General features: G+C 49.5%; 14 protein-coding genes and 4 tRNA genes. 11 read left to right on the forward strand and 7 right to left on the reverse strand.

The window, feature by feature from the left end; all coding sequences use genetic code 11:
* Positions 1-75 precede the first annotated feature (75 nt).
* The 3 genes from ADINL_RS08065 to ADINL_RS08075 all read left to right on the forward strand — a co-directional run bounded on the left by ADINL_RS08065 (position 76) and on the right by ADINL_RS08075 (position 4203).
* Positions 76-2289, forward strand: coding sequence for a TonB-dependent receptor domain-containing protein (locus tag ADINL_RS08065; protein WP_204368215.1), 2214 nt, complete (start codon positions 76-78; stop codon positions 2287-2289).
* A 150-nt stretch (positions 2290-2439) separates the two neighbouring features.
* On the forward strand, positions 2440-3048 hold the full coding sequence (locus ADINL_RS08070; RefSeq protein ID WP_051632653.1) for a DUF1826 domain-containing protein: 609 nt from the start codon (positions 2440-2442) through the stop codon (positions 3046-3048).
* A 36-nt stretch (positions 3049-3084) separates the two neighbouring features.
* Positions 3085-4203, forward strand: coding sequence for a CobW family GTP-binding protein (locus tag ADINL_RS08075; RefSeq protein ID WP_036546154.1), 1119 nt, complete (start codon positions 3085-3087; stop codon positions 4201-4203).
* A gap of 4 nt (positions 4204-4207) precedes the next feature.
* On the opposite strand, the gene ADINL_RS08080 is transcribed toward ADINL_RS08075, so the two are convergent.
* From ADINL_RS08080 to folD, 7 genes are all read right to left on the reverse strand, one after another.
* Entirely contained in the window at positions 4208-5110 is a 903-nt protein-coding gene (locus ADINL_RS08080) for an energy transducer TonB (RefSeq protein ID WP_036546158.1), read from the reverse strand.
* On the reverse strand, positions 5107-5523 hold the full coding sequence (locus ADINL_RS08085; protein ID WP_036546161.1) for an ExbD/TolR family protein: 417 nt from the start codon (positions 5521-5523) through the stop codon (positions 5107-5109). Before ADINL_RS08085 ends, ADINL_RS08080 begins: the two co-directional genes overlap by 4 nt.
* A 5-nt stretch (positions 5524-5528) precedes the next feature.
* Positions 5529-5930: an ExbD/TolR family protein gene (locus tag ADINL_RS08090; RefSeq protein WP_036546170.1), complete on the reverse strand. Its 402-nt coding sequence runs from the start codon at positions 5928-5930 to the stop codon at positions 5529-5531.
* Positions 5920-6816, reverse strand: a complete 897-nt coding sequence (locus tag ADINL_RS08095) for a MotA/TolQ/ExbB proton channel family protein (protein ID WP_152547647.1) — start codon at positions 6814-6816, stop codon at positions 5920-5922. The genes ADINL_RS08090 and ADINL_RS08095 overlap by 11 nt, the downstream gene beginning before the upstream one ends.
* A gap of 172 nt (positions 6817-6988) precedes the next feature.
* Positions 6989-8425 carry a 4Fe-4S binding protein gene (locus tag ADINL_RS08100; protein ID WP_161667742.1) on the reverse strand — a complete coding sequence of 479 codons (1437 nt, stop codon included), beginning with the start codon at positions 8423-8425 and terminating at the stop codon, positions 6989-6991.
* A 23-nt stretch (positions 8426-8448) separates the two neighbouring features.
* On the reverse strand, positions 8449-10353 hold the full coding sequence (locus tag ADINL_RS08105; protein ID WP_161667743.1) for a TonB-dependent receptor plug domain-containing protein: 1905 nt from the start codon (positions 10351-10353) through the stop codon (positions 8449-8451).
* An 89-nt stretch (positions 10354-10442) separates the two neighbouring features.
* Positions 10443-11297, reverse strand: coding sequence for a bifunctional methylenetetrahydrofolate dehydrogenase/methenyltetrahydrofolate cyclohydrolase FolD (folD, locus tag ADINL_RS08110; RefSeq protein ID WP_036546181.1), 855 nt, complete (start codon positions 11295-11297; stop codon positions 10443-10445).
* A gap of 233 nt (positions 11298-11530) precedes the next feature.
* Between folD and ADINL_RS08115 the strand changes: the two genes are divergently transcribed.
* From ADINL_RS08115 to ADINL_RS08150, 8 genes are all read left to right on the forward strand, one after another.
* Positions 11531-11607, forward strand: a tRNA-Arg gene (locus ADINL_RS08115).
* 30 nt (positions 11608-11637) lie between these two features.
* Positions 11638-11713: transfer RNA gene (locus tag ADINL_RS08120), tRNA-His, on the forward strand.
* 17 nt (positions 11714-11730) lie between these two features.
* Positions 11731-11815: transfer RNA gene (locus ADINL_RS08125), tRNA-Leu, on the forward strand.
* Positions 11816-11834: 19 nt separating this feature from the next.
* Positions 11835-11910: transfer RNA gene (locus ADINL_RS08130), tRNA-His, on the forward strand.
* 240 nt (positions 11911-12150) lie between these two features.
* Entirely contained in the window at positions 12151-13473 is a 1323-nt protein-coding gene (tig, locus tag ADINL_RS08135; protein WP_036546183.1) for a trigger factor, read from the forward strand.
* Positions 13474-13586: 113 nt separating this feature from the next.
* Positions 13587-14222, forward strand: coding sequence for an ATP-dependent Clp endopeptidase proteolytic subunit ClpP (gene clpP / locus ADINL_RS08140; protein ID WP_036546186.1), 636 nt, complete (start codon positions 13587-13589; stop codon positions 14220-14222).
* 57 nt (positions 14223-14279) lie between these two features.
* A complete protein-coding gene (clpX, locus tag ADINL_RS08145) occupies positions 14280-15554 on the forward strand; it encodes an ATP-dependent Clp protease ATP-binding subunit ClpX (RefSeq protein ID WP_036546189.1) in 1275 nt (424 codons plus the stop codon).
* A gap of 184 nt (positions 15555-15738) precedes the next feature.
* The gene (locus ADINL_RS08150) at positions 15739-16530 is read left to right on the forward strand and encodes a siderophore-interacting protein (RefSeq protein ID WP_051632654.1); all 792 of its coding nucleotides are present in this window, start codon (positions 15739-15741) and stop codon (positions 16528-16530) included.
* Positions 16531-16534: the final 4 nt, after the last annotated feature.

Consider the following 16534-nt stretch of genomic DNA (forward strand, 5'->3'; position numbering starts at 1 on the left):
TATTTGATCGTATTGATAAAAATTATCAATTAGATTACGATCAGGTTTCAATTTATTTACAGGACGGGAGTACTTATGTCTGAAACCTTCAATCAATCAACTAATCGGATAGGCCTGCAGCCTAATCGTCTGTTTCAATGCTGTGCTATGGCGACGATTGCCTGGCTTGGTACTTCGCAAGTCTATGCCAATGATACGCAGCCTCAACGACTTGATTCAGTTGTAGTCAGTGCGTCGGGTTTTGAGCAAGATGCATCTCAGGCACCAGCAAGTGTGACTGTGATTACACGTGATACGCTTGAGCGTGAAAATATCACCAGTATTGCAGATGCCTTGGCGCGCATTGAGGGTGTGAATACACGTTCACTGGATGCGCGTGATGGTAAAACAGGCAATCAGACGATCAGCCTGCGAGGCTTGCCGAGCCGTTATACGCTGGTGTTGATAGATGGCGTCAAGCAGAATTTATCAGCAACAGTGGCACCCAATTCATTTGGCGATTCTCAATCTGTTTTCTTTCCACCGGTGCAGGCGATTGAGCGCATTGAAGTGATTCGTGGCCCTATGTCAACGCTTTATGGATCTGATGCGATTGGAGGTGTTGTAAACATCATTACCCGTAATCCAGGTGTTGATTGGGAACGGTCTGTCACCGTATCAACACAACAGTACCAGTCATCTAAATTTGGTTCAGTGCAGACTGTTGAAGGCTATGCCGCAGGTGCGTTGAATGACATGGTGGGATTGCAGTTTTACGGTCGAGTTCTGGATCGTTCAGCATCGAATGTTCGAATCCCCGGTACAACTCCCAGCCTGACAGATAACCGGACAATGGGACAAAACCCTACGCAGTCGGATGTCTATACCTTTGGCGGCAGGGCGGTGATTACGCCTGATGCTCAGAATGAAATTACCCTGCGCTTTGATACAACGCGTCAGTCTTTGGATAACAGTATCGGACAGGTTGGCCGTTTGAATGGTGTCACGGATACCCCTGCCTCTTATACACGTGGCTACAGTCGTGAGCTGGAATTTGAGCGTGATCAGTTCCGTATCGGTCATATGGGGGAGTATGGTATCGGCTTGCTTGAAACCAGTCTGACACACGATAAAGTTGTAACCAAAGGGCGTACCATCAACTCTGGAGCTGTTCCTGATGCCTCCCGAAATGGTACACACCGGACGCTGGAGCTGAAGACACTGGTATTGGATACACGCCTGATTAACGAGTTTGATGATCACCTTGTGACGGTGGGTGGACAGTACGCACGCCCTAAATTTGAAGACGGTATTCTGCCTGAGACACTTAAGCGGGAGCAGTACAGTGTCTTTGTTGAGGATGCATGGTCAGCTACGGATGATTTGACGATTACGGGCGGTTTGCGTTACGACAAATATGAAGACATCAGTGGTGAGTTTACTCCTCGGATCTACGCCGTGTATACCGCAACTGACGAGTGGACTGTTAAAGGGGGCATTGGACGAGGTTTCCGCGCACCTCTGATGGAGCAATCGACCAGCGGTGTGAATGGTTTTGGGGATGGTGGGAGTACGCCTTTGTTTGGTAACCCTAACTTGAACCCTGAGCGCAGTACCAACGTTGAATTCTCAGTGCAGTATGACAATCAAGATAACTTCGCCGCTCAGGCCACTGTGTTTCGAAATGAAATCAAGGACTTGATTGAAGGTGGAACGGGTGCAAACAGCGGTCAGGATATTAATGTTGGCCGAGCTGTTATACAGGGGCTTGAGTTGAGTGCCGCGTATCGTTTCTTGCCAGAGTGGACCTTAAAGGCTAACTACACTTACACAGACAGCGAGCTTAAGAGCACTCAGCCGCGGGCAAACTTGGCTCAGGCTGTATCCTCATTAGCGGGTGATCCTTTTGTGAGTGTGCCAGATCACATGCTGAATGCAGGTGTTTATTGGCAAACAACACCTCAGCTTGAAACCTTTATGACGGCAGAATATCGCTCCAGTGCCTTCCGTCCACGTAATTTCCACGAGCCTATGAACGGCGGAAATTCACAAGGGCTTGCCGGACCAGGGCATCGTGACAGCAATATCGTATTGGGTGATTTCAAAGGGTATACATTGCTGAATCTTGGTGCACGTTATGCCGTGAATCAAAATGTCACCCTGAATGGTACCCTGACGAACCTGTTGAATAAGGATTTTATTGACTACAGCACTTATGACCGTTTTGATGGAGGCACAGCGCAAAGCAATGCTTACAATAACATCCTGCCGGGACGTGGCTTGTTCGTATCAATGAATGTCAACTTTTAATCTGGACGATTAAGAGGTTCAGAGCCGCTGTCTTTCCCCTTCGGCAGCGGCTTTTTGAATGACATCTGTTATCTGACTTTCATTTTTTATAGCGCCTGATAGATAGTAAATGTTATATTGTAACAAGTGCTATCTATCAGGTGTCTCTATATGACAGCTTTTACTCATCAACAATACGCTTCATCCTATGTGGTGATGGGTGATCAGGCTTCCGTACTATCAGAAATTTTTCATTCTGAAACACAGATTGTCATCTGGCACCAGCAGATGAGTGATTTAGCCATTCGATATGCAGAATCTTTTCAACAACTTCACCGCCATTTTTCGATTCGTGAGATTCTGGCTCCTGAAGCGCTGGGCGATTACCTCAAGTTGCAGCTCAGGGACGGTGAGGGGAAGGAAGATCTGGTTGAGGCCATAGAAACATTAGCTGAGATGTTCTGTTATCTGTTTGAGTTGAGAGCCTTGGGTTTTAGAATGCAGCTTTTAGATCGAGCTATGTGTCCCAGGTTTCATCGAGATCAGGTACCTTGTCGGCTGGTAATGACACTTCGCGGCCCGGCAACGCACTGGCTATCACCTGAGCAGATAAGTGATAAGGATCCGGTCGACGCTTTTAACCAGCTCGATACGGGCGATATCGCACTGTTAAAGGGGGCAGGCTGGTATGGCAATCAGGACAAAGGTGTTATGCATCGGTCACCTGCAGTACCACTAAACGATTGGCGCCTGTTTCTTTCCATGGATTTCGCAAACTAAGGCTGTGCTTTCACAGCTTAATATCAAGGTAAATACATGAGTGATTCACCCGAGAAGGCAGGTTTAATCCCTGTCACGTTGTTAACAGGTTTTTTGGGTAGTGGTAAAACCAGTTTACTGAATCAACTGGTCAAGCAGCCAGAATTTGCGGACGCCCTGATCATTATCAATGAGTTCGGCGAGATGGCGCTTGATCACATGTTGGTGGCACATTCTACCGAGAATGTGATTATGGAGATGGGCAACGGTTGTCTGTGTTGTACGATTCGTGGCGACCTGGTGAAAACACTGCAGGATATTACCTGGCGTTTTGCGCGTGGGGGTGAGCGTCATTTTAGTCGTGTATTGATCGAAACTACCGGGCTGGCAGATCCAGCGCCAATATTACATACCCTGATGACCCATCCACAGCTGGCGTCACGTTATCGGCTCGATGGTGTGATCACGCTGGTTGATGCCTGTGCAGGGGATCAGACACTGGATCAGCATATGGAAGCAGTGAAGCAGGCCGCGGTTGCGGATGTTCTGTTGTTGTCAAAGCAGGATCTGGTTTCTACTGAAAACTTTGCGTTATTGAAGAAACGTTTACGCAAGATAAATCCGGCTGCCCCTCAGTGGTCTGTCAGCGAGGGTGAAGCTACAGCTGGCAGGTTATTGAATCTGGGCTTGTTCTCATCACGAGACAAGGCGCCAGACGTACAGCGCTGGTTGCGTGAAGAAGCCTTTGCAGAGGATAAGCCGAATGAGGAGGCGTCCTCTCATTGTCATCACGGACATCATCACGACCACCACCATCATCATCACGACCACCACCATGATCACCATGATGTGAATCGTCATGATGATCGTATTCGTGCGTTCTGTTTCGCAATTGAAACCCCGCTCACAGAGGAGCAGTTGACCACCTGGCTGGAAGTGCTGATGAGCTTTATGGGTGAAAATATTTTGCGCGTGAAAGGTATTTTGAATATTCAGGGCCAATCCAAACCCTTGGTGATTCATGGTGTACAGCACATCTTTCATCCGCCGGTTTCACTGCCCGACTGGCCAACAGAGGATCAGCGCTCCCGGCTGGTCTTTATTACAAGAGACATAGGTCGAGAGGTTGTCGAGTCTGCACTGCAGGCGCTGACGGGCATTACGCCCGTACGCTGAGCCGTTATCGATCGCTGAGGCTAAAGCTGACGGGGAGGGTAATAACCAGCTGCTCAGCGGTAATTGAAGAAGGAAATGCTGGCATGGGCGCGGCCCGTTCCAGCATCTCCATCACTTCCCGATCCAGCAGGTTATGGCCGCTGCTGCGCAACAGGCGGGCATTCAGAACACGACCTGTCCTGCTGAGCGTGAACTCTACTTCCGCAACACCTTCCCGACGCTGGCGACGTGCGGCCATGGGGTAGCGCTTGTGCTGACCCAGGTAGTGGCTGAGTTGAGCAAAGTAGTTGGCTTCTGCTGCCGGGTCTCCGCCGGTATCAATCACTTCATCCTGGCCTTGAGTGTGCGCTCCGGCAGTGCTGGCTTCGCTGGCACTGGTATCCAGAGTATCGCTGCTTTCTGAGCCTTCAGATGCTACGTCTGCAACACGTTCGGTCGGTGTTGGAGCGGGTTGGGGTACGGGTGCTGGCTGTGGACGCGGAGGTGGCGGCACAGGCTTGGGCTCCGGTACTGGCTCGGGTTCCGGTTCAGGGATGGGTTCAGGCTCAGGCTCAGGTTCAGGTTCAGGAATGGGTTCAGGCTCAGGTACAGGTTCCGGTTCCGGTTCCGGAATAGGTTCTGGTTCTGGCTCAGGTTCTACAGGCGTTTCCGGCTGAGGCTCTGATGGTTCGGTTGGTTCTTCTTCAACAGGAGGCTGCTCTTCCGTGGATGTTGCAGCCGCAGCAGCTTCACTGGCATCCACCAGATCACCCGCACTGGCAAGGCTGACAGTGACACCTGCCAGTCCGGGTTGGATGGCGGTTTCTTCAGTCGTTTTTCGGTTAAGAATCCAGGCGAGAGCCAGACTCAAATGCAGAAGTAGCGCAATGATAAACGCGATCATTACGTGGCGTTTGGTTAAAATCATGAGGCTGTGCTTGTCTGACGAGTATAAAGGGTAACCTGTTTCATGCCGGTTTCGGTCAATAGCTGGAGTAATGGTTTGAGGCGTGCAGCGGTTGCCTCGCCATCAATTTTCAGCGCCAGCTGTATCTCGTTGTGAGACTCATGAAGCTGACTGAGTGTATCTCTCAGTTCTTCAGAGGTGATGCGTTGGTTGTTAAACGCCAACGTACCTTCGGCATCCATCAAGAGTTCAAGCTCAAGAGGCACAGTAGGGGCTTGCGTTTCAGAGCTGGGGGGCATCACCTGAAGCGCATCAGTGGATGTAATCTGTCCGGCCAGCATAAAAAAGATCAGCATTAAAAATACAATGTTGATCAATGGAATAACATTGTCATCATTGTTATTGCGTGTTGGCTTTGCAGGAAACAGCTTCATGATGACTAACGATCCGTATTCAGGGAGACACCGTCTGCGCCAAGGCGCTTGAGCCTGTCGATGGTTGAAACAATCTGCTGTACATCCACCTCATCGGCAGTTTGCAGAATAATACTGGCATCTGCATGGTCATTCAGTAATAGCTGAAGATCTGCATCCTGGGATGGCGTATAGGCCTGGCCAGCCACTCTCAACTCACCCTCAGCGTTCAGTCTGAACACAAGTGGTGGCGTGTCATTGCTCCGGCTGCTGGATTGAGAAGGTGCAGACACCGCCAGCTCCATGTTATGCCATTTGATGAAGCTGGAGGTGAGCATAAAGAACAGCAACAGAATAAAGACCACATCAATCAAGGGTGTCAGGCTCAGGGGCTTGCGTCGTTTTCCTGATTGAAGGTTAAGCTGCATTGACGGCTCCATCCGCGGTGCTCCAGTCGCTTTCGTCAGCTTGCTTCTGGGTTGCAGTCTTCAAATTGGCAGCGTCAAGGCAGTTGCGTGTAAAGACGCTGGTTGTCAGTATTTCCATATCATGTGCGATGCGCTCTGTTTTGCGTTCCAGTGTGCTGTGGGCCAGAAACACCGGAATGGCAACGATCAGACCTGCAGCCGTTGTCAGCAGGGCTTGCCAGATACCGCCAGAGAGCACGCTTGGATCGACCTGGTTTCCAGCCAGTTCCATCTGTTGGAATGCGACAATCATGCCCAGCACCGTACCAAGAAGACCCAGCAGAGGGCTCAGGTTCGCAATGACTTCCAGTGGACGCAGGAATGAGCGCAGGTTTTCCATTTCAACAGATGCAAGACGACTGAGTTCTTCACGCAACTGTGGGGTGTCGCCCTGCTGGTGTACACCGCGCATGGCAGTGCCTATCAGACGGGGCAGGGCCTGACGGCTGCCTTCCAGATCAGCGATAGCTTGTGCGTGACGACCCTGATTCCAGTGCTGAATCGCCTGGCGCGTTTTTCGTTTACCACCCGCGCCTACAACAGAAAGCTGCCAGAATTTCAACAGGATCAGCGTCAGAGCGAATACTGAAAACACACACAGAATCCATACAACAGGACCGCCAATATCCAGAAGGTTCAGAAGTGTATCCAGCTGACTGGTGGCTATCGGCTCCAGGTTGTCCGGAAGGGCTGAGGTGTCCAGCAATGAGGTGTCCAGTGTTGAAGCAGCGTCCACCATTTCAGAGTTTGCAGTATCTGGCAACTCAGTTGACAGCTCAGTCAACTCTGGGGTGGTCTCATTGTTAATGAGTTCTGATGTATCCAGTGACTGTTCGACGTTTTCCATAATAACCCATATGATAGTGCTTAGTAGTCGTTATAAGAATGATAAACGTTACCATTTGAGTTTTCAAACCCTGTATGGATATATTTGAGATAAATGTACATTGTCGTGATTTTTGGCGTACAACGTGAGACTTGTTGATTCTGCCATAAGCGTTGCTCTTGGAATGTAATGTCTAGTGCGCATGTTCAGTACCATCCATCAATACCAAGGCGAGCACTTTGATAGCAAAAATAATCATGTAGGTAATCGCCGGAAGTGACCCGTAGAAAAATATTTTGAAGCGAGTAGATGGGTGGCTGGTCAGCAGTGCGCTTCTTTGCCAGAGTAGCCAGAGTGTCCATAGCATGGCTAAGTAAGGCAGCCAGTTTAAGTAAGTAAACCAGGCATCTCCCCGAGCGGCCAGGGGTGCTATTTGCCAGTTAGCTCCCAGAAGTGTGCTGACTTCATTGCTAAGTGTGTGAGCGGTTCGGGTTGTAAAGCCTGTAACAGCATGAGGTATCAAGCCTATAATTGCTAATGGAGCAAGTGCAACAGCCAAAGTGTTGGCTGTGTGTGACCAGTGGATGCCTAAAATATGTGAAGCCTTCCAGTAACCCCATGTCGAGACTGTCAGCGTGATTCCCAGGCCCATTACCAGGGCCAGCAATCTGCCTATATTAAATGACTCTGGATTGACAGGTAGGTATCCATGCATCATATCGCCCAGAAGAGTCCAGGGAAGGTAGGGCTTCAGAGGGGTGTGTTGTAAACCGTGCAGAAATTGTATGCCAACTCCGGCAACACCAAGGATGATTACAAATACCCACATTTCGTATTTATTCTGATTGGCGATCGGTGCCTTCAGTGCGGAGCCTGGCGTTTTGGCAACCAGTTTTACGCTATTACACGCAGTGATACAGTCCATACATAGGGTGCAAGAGCCCATATTGTTGCGTTTTTCAAAGTTAAACGGTGACAGGTGATAACTACAGGCTTTAACACAGTCGAAGCTTTTACACTGGTTGCAATCGTTTTGATCTGTTTGAATTTGTAAAATGCCTATTTTCCCATGCGTAGAAAGCACTCGACCGAGTGGGCAGATGTGTTTGCACCATGCCATATCTTTGTAGATGAAAAAAATGGTGAATGCGGCCAGTGTAAACAGGGTGAAATAGATAGCTGTATTGCGAGTAGAAGATGATAAGAACCCTGGCATTGCATATGCGATGACCCAGTATCCGAGCACTATGGCAAATACGCCTCCCCAAATGCCTTTCAGCTTCTTTGGAAAAGAGCGTTGCAGGCCGAGCTTGTTGAGTTTCTTGCCTATAAAGCCATGCGGGCAGATACCGCAAAACAGGTTTCCTAATGAAGGGGTTACGATAGCCGTGAGCAAAGGCCAAAATATACCCCAGAATACCAGTGTTGCCAGGCCGACTCGTGCATCATTGAAAAGCAATCCGGTGATGATTGCTACGACGAAAGTCGAGCATGCAAACAACCGCAATCCTGTCATTAAAAAGCCTTTTTTTAACAGCCAGCCTAACAGGGGCCAGGCGGTTAATTCATTTTTAGCCGTATTGGACAGAGCCGGATCATGGGTATGTGATGTTGCAATGATTTTGTTCATGCTGTTGATCTCGCCTTGATCCATCAAAAGTCAATTCGTGCTGCCAGATGAAAATACCGAGCATCCGGGCTGTTGCGCTGGCTTCCTGCGCTGGTTATGGTGAAATTTTCAGGGTCTCGGTTATCAAACAGGTTATCGATACCGACCGTTAGCCCTATGTTGTTGTTTAGCTGAAAATTTGCGCTGATGTCGGTTAGGGTGAGGTTGGTGTTGCGGGGCGCTGCACCTCGTGGTGCGGATGCATCCACAGATAAATAGTCGTTCATATGACGTAATCTGAGGTTGTAAGAGCTGAAGCGACTTGGGGTGTAGTTAATTTCGCTTTTGGCGGAAAACTTTGCTCTTCCTGTTAATCGCTCATTGGTTTCAGTATCTTTTGCATCCAGCCATTCCAGGCTTGCATGCAGATCAAACTGACTGGTCAGAGGCCAGTAGGCTACAAGCTCAGCGCCTCGTATTGTAGCCTGCCCTATATTCCTGTATTCAACGACTGTTAGCGAGCCTTGCTGCTGTTCTGTGGTAAGGGATTGAATCAGGTTTTCAATTTTATTGTGGTGGATATTGGCTTCAATATAACCCTGACCTAAATTGCGCCTGATCATGGCCTCCCAGGTTTCGGACTCTTCCGGCTGTAGATCGGTATTGCCTTTTATAATCAATCGACCTCGTACAAATTCAGAATACTGCTCAAGTAAGCTGGGTGATCGAAAAGCAGTGCCATAACCTACACGCGCACTCCAGCGACTATCTGACCAGCCGAGTGATAAGCGCGGGTTTAAGGTGTTGCCAAAATCATTATATTGGTCATACCTTGCGCCATAGACGAGTTGCCAATTGTCGGTAAGGGTCCATTGGTCCTGTAAGAGAAAGAAGGTGTTTCGTTGTGTGGCTTTCTGGCTGTTGATGCTGACATCCAGGTGGTCATGCAGGCTGCCTAGCCCGATACTGAATATATGAGAGTTGTAAAAACGATGGTAAAGAGCATCGCCCTGATACTGCCTGAAATCTGTTGTTTCAATCGTTGGATAGCTTCTGTTAGTGGAGCCTTGGCTATCACCGGCGCTGGCGCGGAGGATCAGTTCATTGTCGTCTGTTGAGTGGGTGTAGTGAATACCAGTGAAATAACGTTTCTCTCGTTCAAAGCGGTTGATGGGGTTGTCGATGCTGATAGTGGCATCTGCATCGGATTTTCGGTCGTAGGTTTCCAGGGTCCAGTTCAGGCGATTTTGATTATCAAAGGAATACTGGCCTCTATAGTTAATTGACCAGTTGTTCAACTCTGCAAAGTCATCCAGGGTAGAGTCACGATGTTTAAAGCTATTTCGGTAATCTTGTTCAAGAGTCAGGCTGTGACCAGCGTTCTCGCTGCCTTGCCGGAAATTGATACCGGTTTGCAGGGACTCCCGCCCGCGGTTTTGATCGCTGGTTCCTGTCTTTACCAGAATGCTGGTTCCGGGGTTTTCTCCAGGCTGACGGGTAATAACATTAACGACTCCTCCAAGTGCGTCAGATCCATACAGGGAAGACAGCGGGCCTCGAATGATCTCGATGCGATCAATATCAAAAAAACTGATTTGATTGAGGTTGCTGCTTCCGTAGTTGTTTGTTCTTCGTTGGCCGTTAATAAGCACCAGCGTGTGGTTGCGATTAAAGCCTCTGATGGATATGTCAGCTGTTGTTCCGCTATCTGAAGTTGATACACCAACAGCGTGCTTGAGTGCTTGTGAAACACTGGAATCATTGAAGCGGTCCAATTCTTTCCGGGTGATGACTTGAACGCTGGCTTGAACGTCTTGTACCGGAGAAGCGCTATCGGTTGCCGATACGAATAATGTGTCAATTCTTATGCTGTCTGATGCATGTGAAAGCAGCGGAGCGGTGATGGCTAAAAAAGCGGTTCGTTTTAGCAGAGTGCAGATGTTGTTCATTTGAAGCATTTCTCGTAGTTGGAAATGCTTCAATTTTAAAGAAAAAGGAATGTCTTGAAGTGAGACACAATGTCGCGGTTGGTTGACTATCAGGGTGATAGTTGAATGGCCGCCTCAAGTGTATTTTCCATCAGACTGGCGACGGTCATGGGGCCTACGCCACCCGGGACGGGGGTGATCCATGCAGCGCGTTCTGCTGCGGGGGTATACTCAACATCACCGACTACGCTGCCATCATCCAGTCTGTTGATGCCTACATCTATTACTATGGCGCCAGGTTTGACCCACTCGCCCTTGACGATGCCTGGCTTGCCGACGCCAACCACCAGTATATCGGCACGTTTGACGTGCGCCGCCAGGTCGCGGGTGAAGCGATGTGTTGTGGTGGTGGTGCATCCGGCCAGTAACAGTTCAAGTGTCATGGGGCGACCAACAATGTTGGAAGCGCCAACAATGACGGCTTCCTGACCGTAGAGATCGACGCCAGTAGATCGCAGCAGTGTCATAATGCCTTTGGGCGTGCAGGGGCGTAATGCCGGAATGCGTTGTGCCAGTCTTCCCAGGTTGAATGCATGGAAACCGTCAACGTCCTTATCAGGACGTATGCGCTCAAGAATCGCAGTGGTGTCCAGATGAGCGGGCAAGGGGAGCTGAACAAGGATGCCATCAACGGCTGTATCCTGATTGAGGGTGTCAATCAGCGAGATGAGCTGCTGTTGCGAGATGTCTGCAGGCAGTTCGTGAGCCGCCGACTCAATGCCGACTTCTTTGCAGGCCTGTTTTTTGTGTTTGACGTAAATGTGTGAAGCCGGATCCTGGCCAATTAGTACTACGGCGAGACAAGGAGGGCGTTTGCCTTGTTCGATACGTGTTGCTATGCCTGCCTTGACCTGATTGCGTACCTGTTGTGCAATCTGCTTACCATCAATTATGTGTGCGCTCATCGTTGGAAACTGGCCCCTGTTGCTCAATCATCTGAAAAGGCCGCTAGTTTCTCATAAAAGCCCAGTCGCATAAATACGAACTCAACATATGTATGAGCGACAGGCGATAGGGATTGTTTTTGTTGAAAATTAAAATTTGGACTTGACGGGTTCGCTTTGCTCACTTAGGATACGCACCACTTCTGAGACGGGTGTCATTTTTGAGATCCGGTTCTGAAGGGTCAGGCTTAAATGCGCTCGTAGCTCAACCGGATAGAGCAACGGCCTTCTAAGCCGTAGGTTGCAGGTTCGAGTCCTGCCGGGCGCGCCAGTAACCTGACCACGCAAGAGAGACTATATGGTGGGCGTAGCTCAGTTGGCAGAGCTCCGGATTGTGATTCCGGCGGTCGTGGGTTCAAGCCCCATCGTCCACCCCAATCTCTACTTGTAAACTGCGGACGTGGTGAAATTGGTAGACACGCCAGATTTAGGTTCTGGTGCCGCAAGGTGTGAGAGTTCGAGTCTCTCCGTCCGCACCACGTTTTGAAAGATGTTATGGTGGGCGTAGCTCAGTTGGCAGAGCTCCGGATTGTGATTCCGGCGGTCGTGGGTTCAAGCCCCATCGTCCACCCCATTCATCTTTTATCTTCTTGTTTTTATTTCCTTATTTTTATTCAATCTGATTTTTAAAATACTTTTCTTTATTTCGCTTCTGCGGGTTTAACTTGACTCTTGAGCGCAGTTGACGGAAAATTTCGCGCTTTAGAATTCGGGTTTGGCGTGCTGCCGTCCGGTCAGTAACCCGGTTTGCAGGCTGGTGTCATTATGCAGGCAGGCCATCTTTTTTTGCGGCAATGTATTTGTGAGGAATTCCATGCAAGTTTCTGTTGAAACGACTTCCGGCCTTGAGCGTCAGGTTACCATCACTGTTCCGGCTGAGCGTATTGATCAGGATGTTAACAAGCAGGTTCAGCAGCAGGCGCGCAGCCGCCGTCTGGATGGCTTCCGTCCCGGTAAGGTGCCAACTTCTGTTATCAAGCGTATGTTCGGCAAAGCGATCCGTTCCGATGTGCTGAGTCAGGTGGTACAGGAGTCCTTCTACCAGGCAGTAGACCAGGAGAAGTTGATGCCGGCGGGTATGCCGAGCATTGAATTCCGTAAGGATGTTGAAGGTGAAGACCTGGAATTTGTGGCCACTTTCGAAGTTTACCCTGAAATCGCGCTGGCAGACTTCTCTGCTGTTGAGGTTGAGAAACTGTCTGCAGAGATTACTGAGGCTGATCTGGATGAGATGATCAGCACATTGCGCAAGCAGCAGGGCGACTGGGAAACAGTTGAGCGCGCTGCAGCAGATGGCGATCGTTTGAATATTGACTTTGAAGGCTTTATTGATGGTGAAGCGTTCGAGGGTGGTCGTGCCGAAGCGATGGATCTGGTGCTGGGCTCAAACAGCATGATTCCGGGATTCGAAGCGGGTCTGGAAGGTGTCTCCGCTGGCGATGCTCTGGATCTGAATGTGACCTTCCCAGAGAACTACCATGCTGAAAACCTGAAGGGTAAGGCTGCCGTTTTCAAAGTGAAGGTAAACAGTGTTTCAGGACAGAAGCTGCCTGAGCTGGATGAAGCCTTCTTTGCTCGCTTTGGCATTGAAGAAAGCACTGTTGAAGGTTTCCGTGCTGAAGTGAAAAAGAACATGGCGCGTGAACTCAAGCATGCGCTGAAAACCAAGCTGAAGGATCAGGTGTTTGGCAAGCTGATTGAGCTGAATGCGATTGACATTCCGGCTGCGCTGATTGACCGTGAAATCGATGTGTTGCGCCGTCAGGCGGTTCAGCAGTTCGGTGGTCCTGATGCCAAGATTGATCCGAACATGTTGCCAAAAGATATGTTTGAAGCACAGGCCAAGCGTCGTGTTTCAGTCGGTCTTCTGATGCAGGAACTGATTAAAGTCAACAAGATAGAGCCATCTGATGAGAAGGTTCGTGAAACTGTTGAAGAGATGGCGGAAACCTATCAGGACCCGCAGGAAGTGATCGATTATTACTACGGTAACAATGAGATCCTGAATCAGATCAAAGGACTGGTACTGGAAGAGCAGGTTGTAGAGCATTTGCTGGCCAGCGCTAAAGTGATCGAAAAGCAGGTGAGTTACGAAGAAGCTATCAAGCCTGCTCAGCGTGGTGAGGCTGCGGAATAACACAGTTTTTACTGAATGTGTTATTGATCTGCAAGACGACAGCTGGTTGCCAGCTGTCGTTTTTTCATTTTATATAGGCTATATTTTTGCACTGGCTATCAGGAGATTTATATATGTCAGAGATTTTCACCGGACGCAGTGACATCAGGAATGCTGGCGGCTTGGTACCCATGGTCGTCGAACAGAGCTCTCGTGGCGAGCGGGCTTATGATATTTACTCTCGTCTTCTGAAAGAGCGCGTGATCTTCCTGGTCGGTCAGGTTGAAGACCATATGGCTAATCTGATTGTGGCCCAGTTGCTGTTTCTGGAGGCTGAAAATCCTGAGAAGGATATTCATCTCTATATTAACTCTCCGGGTGGTTCCGTGACCGCAGGTATGGCGATTTACGACACTATGCAGTTTATTCAGCCGAACGTAAGTACCATGTGTATCGGTCAGGCTGCGAGCATGGGTGCGTTTTTGCTGTCGGGCGGAACCAAAGGCAAGCGTTTTGCACTGCCAAACTCTCGTGTCATGATTCATCAGCCACTGGGTGGATATCAGGGTCAGGCAACAGATATCGAAATTCACACTCGTGAAATTCTGAAGATACGTGAAAAGCTGAATCGTCACCTGGCTGACCATACAGGGCAGGATCTGGAAACCATAGAGCGGGATACCGAGCGTGATAACTTTATGGATCCGGAAGCTGCGCGGGATTATGGTCTGATAGACCAGGTTCTGACTCAGCGTAGCGTTGCATCTTGAGTAAAACAGAACGCTGGTAATGCCGGCGTTGGTATTGATAAGTTTTGAGGTATCAGAATGTCAGATGAGACAAGCGGAAAAGGGGAAAACAGTAAGCTTTTCTGCTCTTTCTGCGGAAAAAGTCAGGATGAAGTGCGCAAGCTGATAGCGGGACCATCTGTCTTTATCTGTGATGAATGTGTGGATTTGTGCAACGACATTATTCGTGAAGAGATTCAGGATGTTGTTGATAGTGAAGTGTCAGACAAGCTGCCGCTTCCTGCTGAATTGAAAAAGGCTCTGGACGAGTATGTGATAGGGCAGGAGCGCGCCAAGAAGGTTCTGGCGGTAGCTGTTTATAATCACTATAAGCGCCTTAAGCTGAAAGAGAAAAAGCCGGATGTTGAGCTGAGCAAGAGTAATATTCTGCTGATCGGGCCTACCGGAAGCGGTAAAACCCTGCTGGCACAGACGCTGGCGCGTCTGCTGAATGTGCCTTTTACCATTGCGGATGCGACGACGCTGACTGAAGCGGGTTATGTGGGAGAGGATGTTGAAAATATCATCCAGAAGCTGCTGCAGAAATGCGATTATGATGTCGAGCGTGCGCAGATAGGGATCGTCTATATTGACGAGATCGATAAGATTTCGCGTAAATCTGACAATCCTTCCATTACCCGCGATGTATCCGGTGAAGGCGTACAGCAGGCATTGCTGAAGCTGATTGAGGGTACTGTTGCTTCTGTGCCGCCTCAGGGCGGGCGCAAGCATCCCCAGCAGGAGTTCCTGCAGGTTGATACCTCTAATATCCTGTTTATTGTGGGTGGCGCTTTTGCCGGTCTGGAAAAGATCATCCGTGATCGCAGTGAGCGCAGCTCCATTGGCTTCAATGCAATCGTTAAAAGCAAGGATGAGAAAAACCTGACCGAGGTGTTGCATAACGTCGAATCTGAAGATTTGGTAAAGTTTGGCCTGATTCCCGAGTTTGTTGGACGCTTGCCGATGATCGCTACTCTGTCCGAGCTGGATGAGGAAGCGCTGATTTCGATTCTGACCGAGCCGAAAAACAGTCTGACCAAGCAGTATGCAGCTCTGTTTGAGATGGAAGGTGCCGAGATTGACTTCCGTAAGGAAGCCTTGCGTGCCGTAGCGAAAAAAGCACTGGAGCGACGTACCGGGGCGCGTGGCCTGCGTTCCATTCTTGAGGCAACACTGCTGGATATTATGTATCAGCTGCCTGCAATGAAAAACGTCTCGAAGGTTGTCATTGATGAAGGGGTGATAGAGGGTACCTCAGAGCCTATTCTGATTTATGAAAATCAGGAGCATGCGAAAGCATCACCGGATTCATAATACACCTCGCTTCTTCTTAAAAAGGCCCTGATTTCAGGGCCTTTTTTTATCTGTTCGGCTGGTTTCCTGAGCTTCCCTCCGTCTTTTTAGACTGTTTGTTATAAAACTTATTTGTTAATATGAACCTATATGAGAATTATTCGTCTTAATGTGACATTCATTATCTGTGTTTAAGGAGTCAATGATGCGTCATTCAGGACCTCGGATTGTCGAGGTGCGTTCCAGGCAGCAGTTATCCTCCCAACTGATGCGTTTGGAGCTGGCAGGCGATTTACAGGACTATCCCTACCCCCAGCCTGCTGCACATATCAAGTTGATGTTACCCAAAGCAGGGCAGATCAACCCTCAATTACCTGATATCGTCGAAGGAAAGCCGCGTTGGCAGGACCCATCAAGTAAACCCTGGGTACGTACCTATACAGTTCGCCACTTTGATCCGGTGGAGCAGGTCATGACTGTAGATATGGTGTTGCATGGTCAGGGGCCGGCCTGTGACTGGGCAAGACAGGCGGTGCCTGGAAGTCGCCTGGCGGTTACCTTGCCCGGCGGGCCTGATCCCATGCTGCCAACAGCAGATCTTTACTGGCTGGCTGGTGACTTGACCGCACTGCCCGGTATTGCGGCATTGCTTGAAAACCTGCCGGAGAGCGCCAGGGGGCAGGTCTGGTTGCAGACAGCCGAAGATGTACGTCACTTGCTTGGCAAAGTACCGACCGGTATCAAGGTGCATTGGTTATCACCTGTATCGGCAGGTTTGCAGCTTTTGCCTGCCTTGCAGCAAGCAGAGCGCCCTGATGGCGCACAGCTGTCCTTCTGGCTGGCAGGTGAACATCATGAAATTGTTGCTCTGCGCAATTGGCTGCGCCAGGACCTGAAGGTTGCCAAGGAACATCTCTATGCGGTGCCTTATTGGAAGCGACAAGCCGATGAGGAAGCCTACCATCATGAAAGACATCAGGTAATGGATGAGGAGTAACACG

The sequence above is a fragment of the Nitrincola lacisaponensis genome (genome assembly GCF_000691225.1).
GTDB lineage: Bacteria > Pseudomonadota > Gammaproteobacteria > Pseudomonadales > Balneatricaceae > Nitrincola > Nitrincola lacisaponensis.

What these genes read in the sequence shown, in the direction of transcription:
- ADINL_RS08065 (WP_204368215.1), top strand. Translation starts at nt 76, where the DNA reads ATGTCTGAAACCTTCAATCAATCAACTAATCGGATAGGCCTGCAGCCT.
- ADINL_RS08070 (WP_051632653.1), top strand. Translation starts at nt 2,440, where the DNA reads ATGACAGCTTTTACTCATCAACAATACGCTTCATCCTATGTGGTGATG.
- ADINL_RS08075 (WP_036546154.1), top strand. Translation starts at nt 3,085, where the DNA reads ATGAGTGATTCACCCGAGAAGGCAGGTTTAATCCCTGTCACGTTGTTA.
- ADINL_RS08080 (WP_036546158.1), bottom strand. Translation starts at nt 5,110, where the DNA reads ATGATTTTAACCAAACGCCACGTAATGATCGCGTTTATCATTGCGCTA.
- ADINL_RS08085 (WP_036546161.1), bottom strand. Translation starts at nt 5,523, where the DNA reads ATGAAGCTGTTTCCTGCAAAGCCAACACGCAATAACAATGATGACAAT.
- ADINL_RS08090 (WP_036546170.1), bottom strand. Translation starts at nt 5,930, where the DNA reads ATGCAGCTTAACCTTCAATCAGGAAAACGACGCAAGCCCCTGAGCCTG.
- ADINL_RS08095 (WP_152547647.1), bottom strand. Translation starts at nt 6,816, where the DNA reads ATGGAAAACGTCGAACAGTCACTGGATACATCAGAACTCATTAACAAT.
- ADINL_RS08100 (WP_161667742.1), bottom strand. Translation starts at nt 8,425, where the DNA reads ATGAACAAAATCATTGCAACATCACATACCCATGATCCGGCTCTGTCC.
- ADINL_RS08105 (WP_161667743.1), bottom strand. Translation starts at nt 10,353, where the DNA reads ATGAACAACATCTGCACTCTGCTAAAACGAACCGCTTTTTTAGCCATC.
- folD (WP_036546181.1), bottom strand. Translation starts at nt 11,297, where the DNA reads ATGAGCGCACACATAATTGATGGTAAGCAGATTGCACAACAGGTACGC.
- tig (WP_036546183.1), top strand. Translation starts at nt 12,151, where the DNA reads ATGCAAGTTTCTGTTGAAACGACTTCCGGCCTTGAGCGTCAGGTTACC.
- clpP (WP_036546186.1), top strand. Translation starts at nt 13,587, where the DNA reads ATGTCAGAGATTTTCACCGGACGCAGTGACATCAGGAATGCTGGCGGC.
- clpX (WP_036546189.1), top strand. Translation starts at nt 14,280, where the DNA reads ATGTCAGATGAGACAAGCGGAAAAGGGGAAAACAGTAAGCTTTTCTGC.
- ADINL_RS08150 (WP_051632654.1), top strand. Translation starts at nt 15,739, where the DNA reads ATGCGTCATTCAGGACCTCGGATTGTCGAGGTGCGTTCCAGGCAGCAG.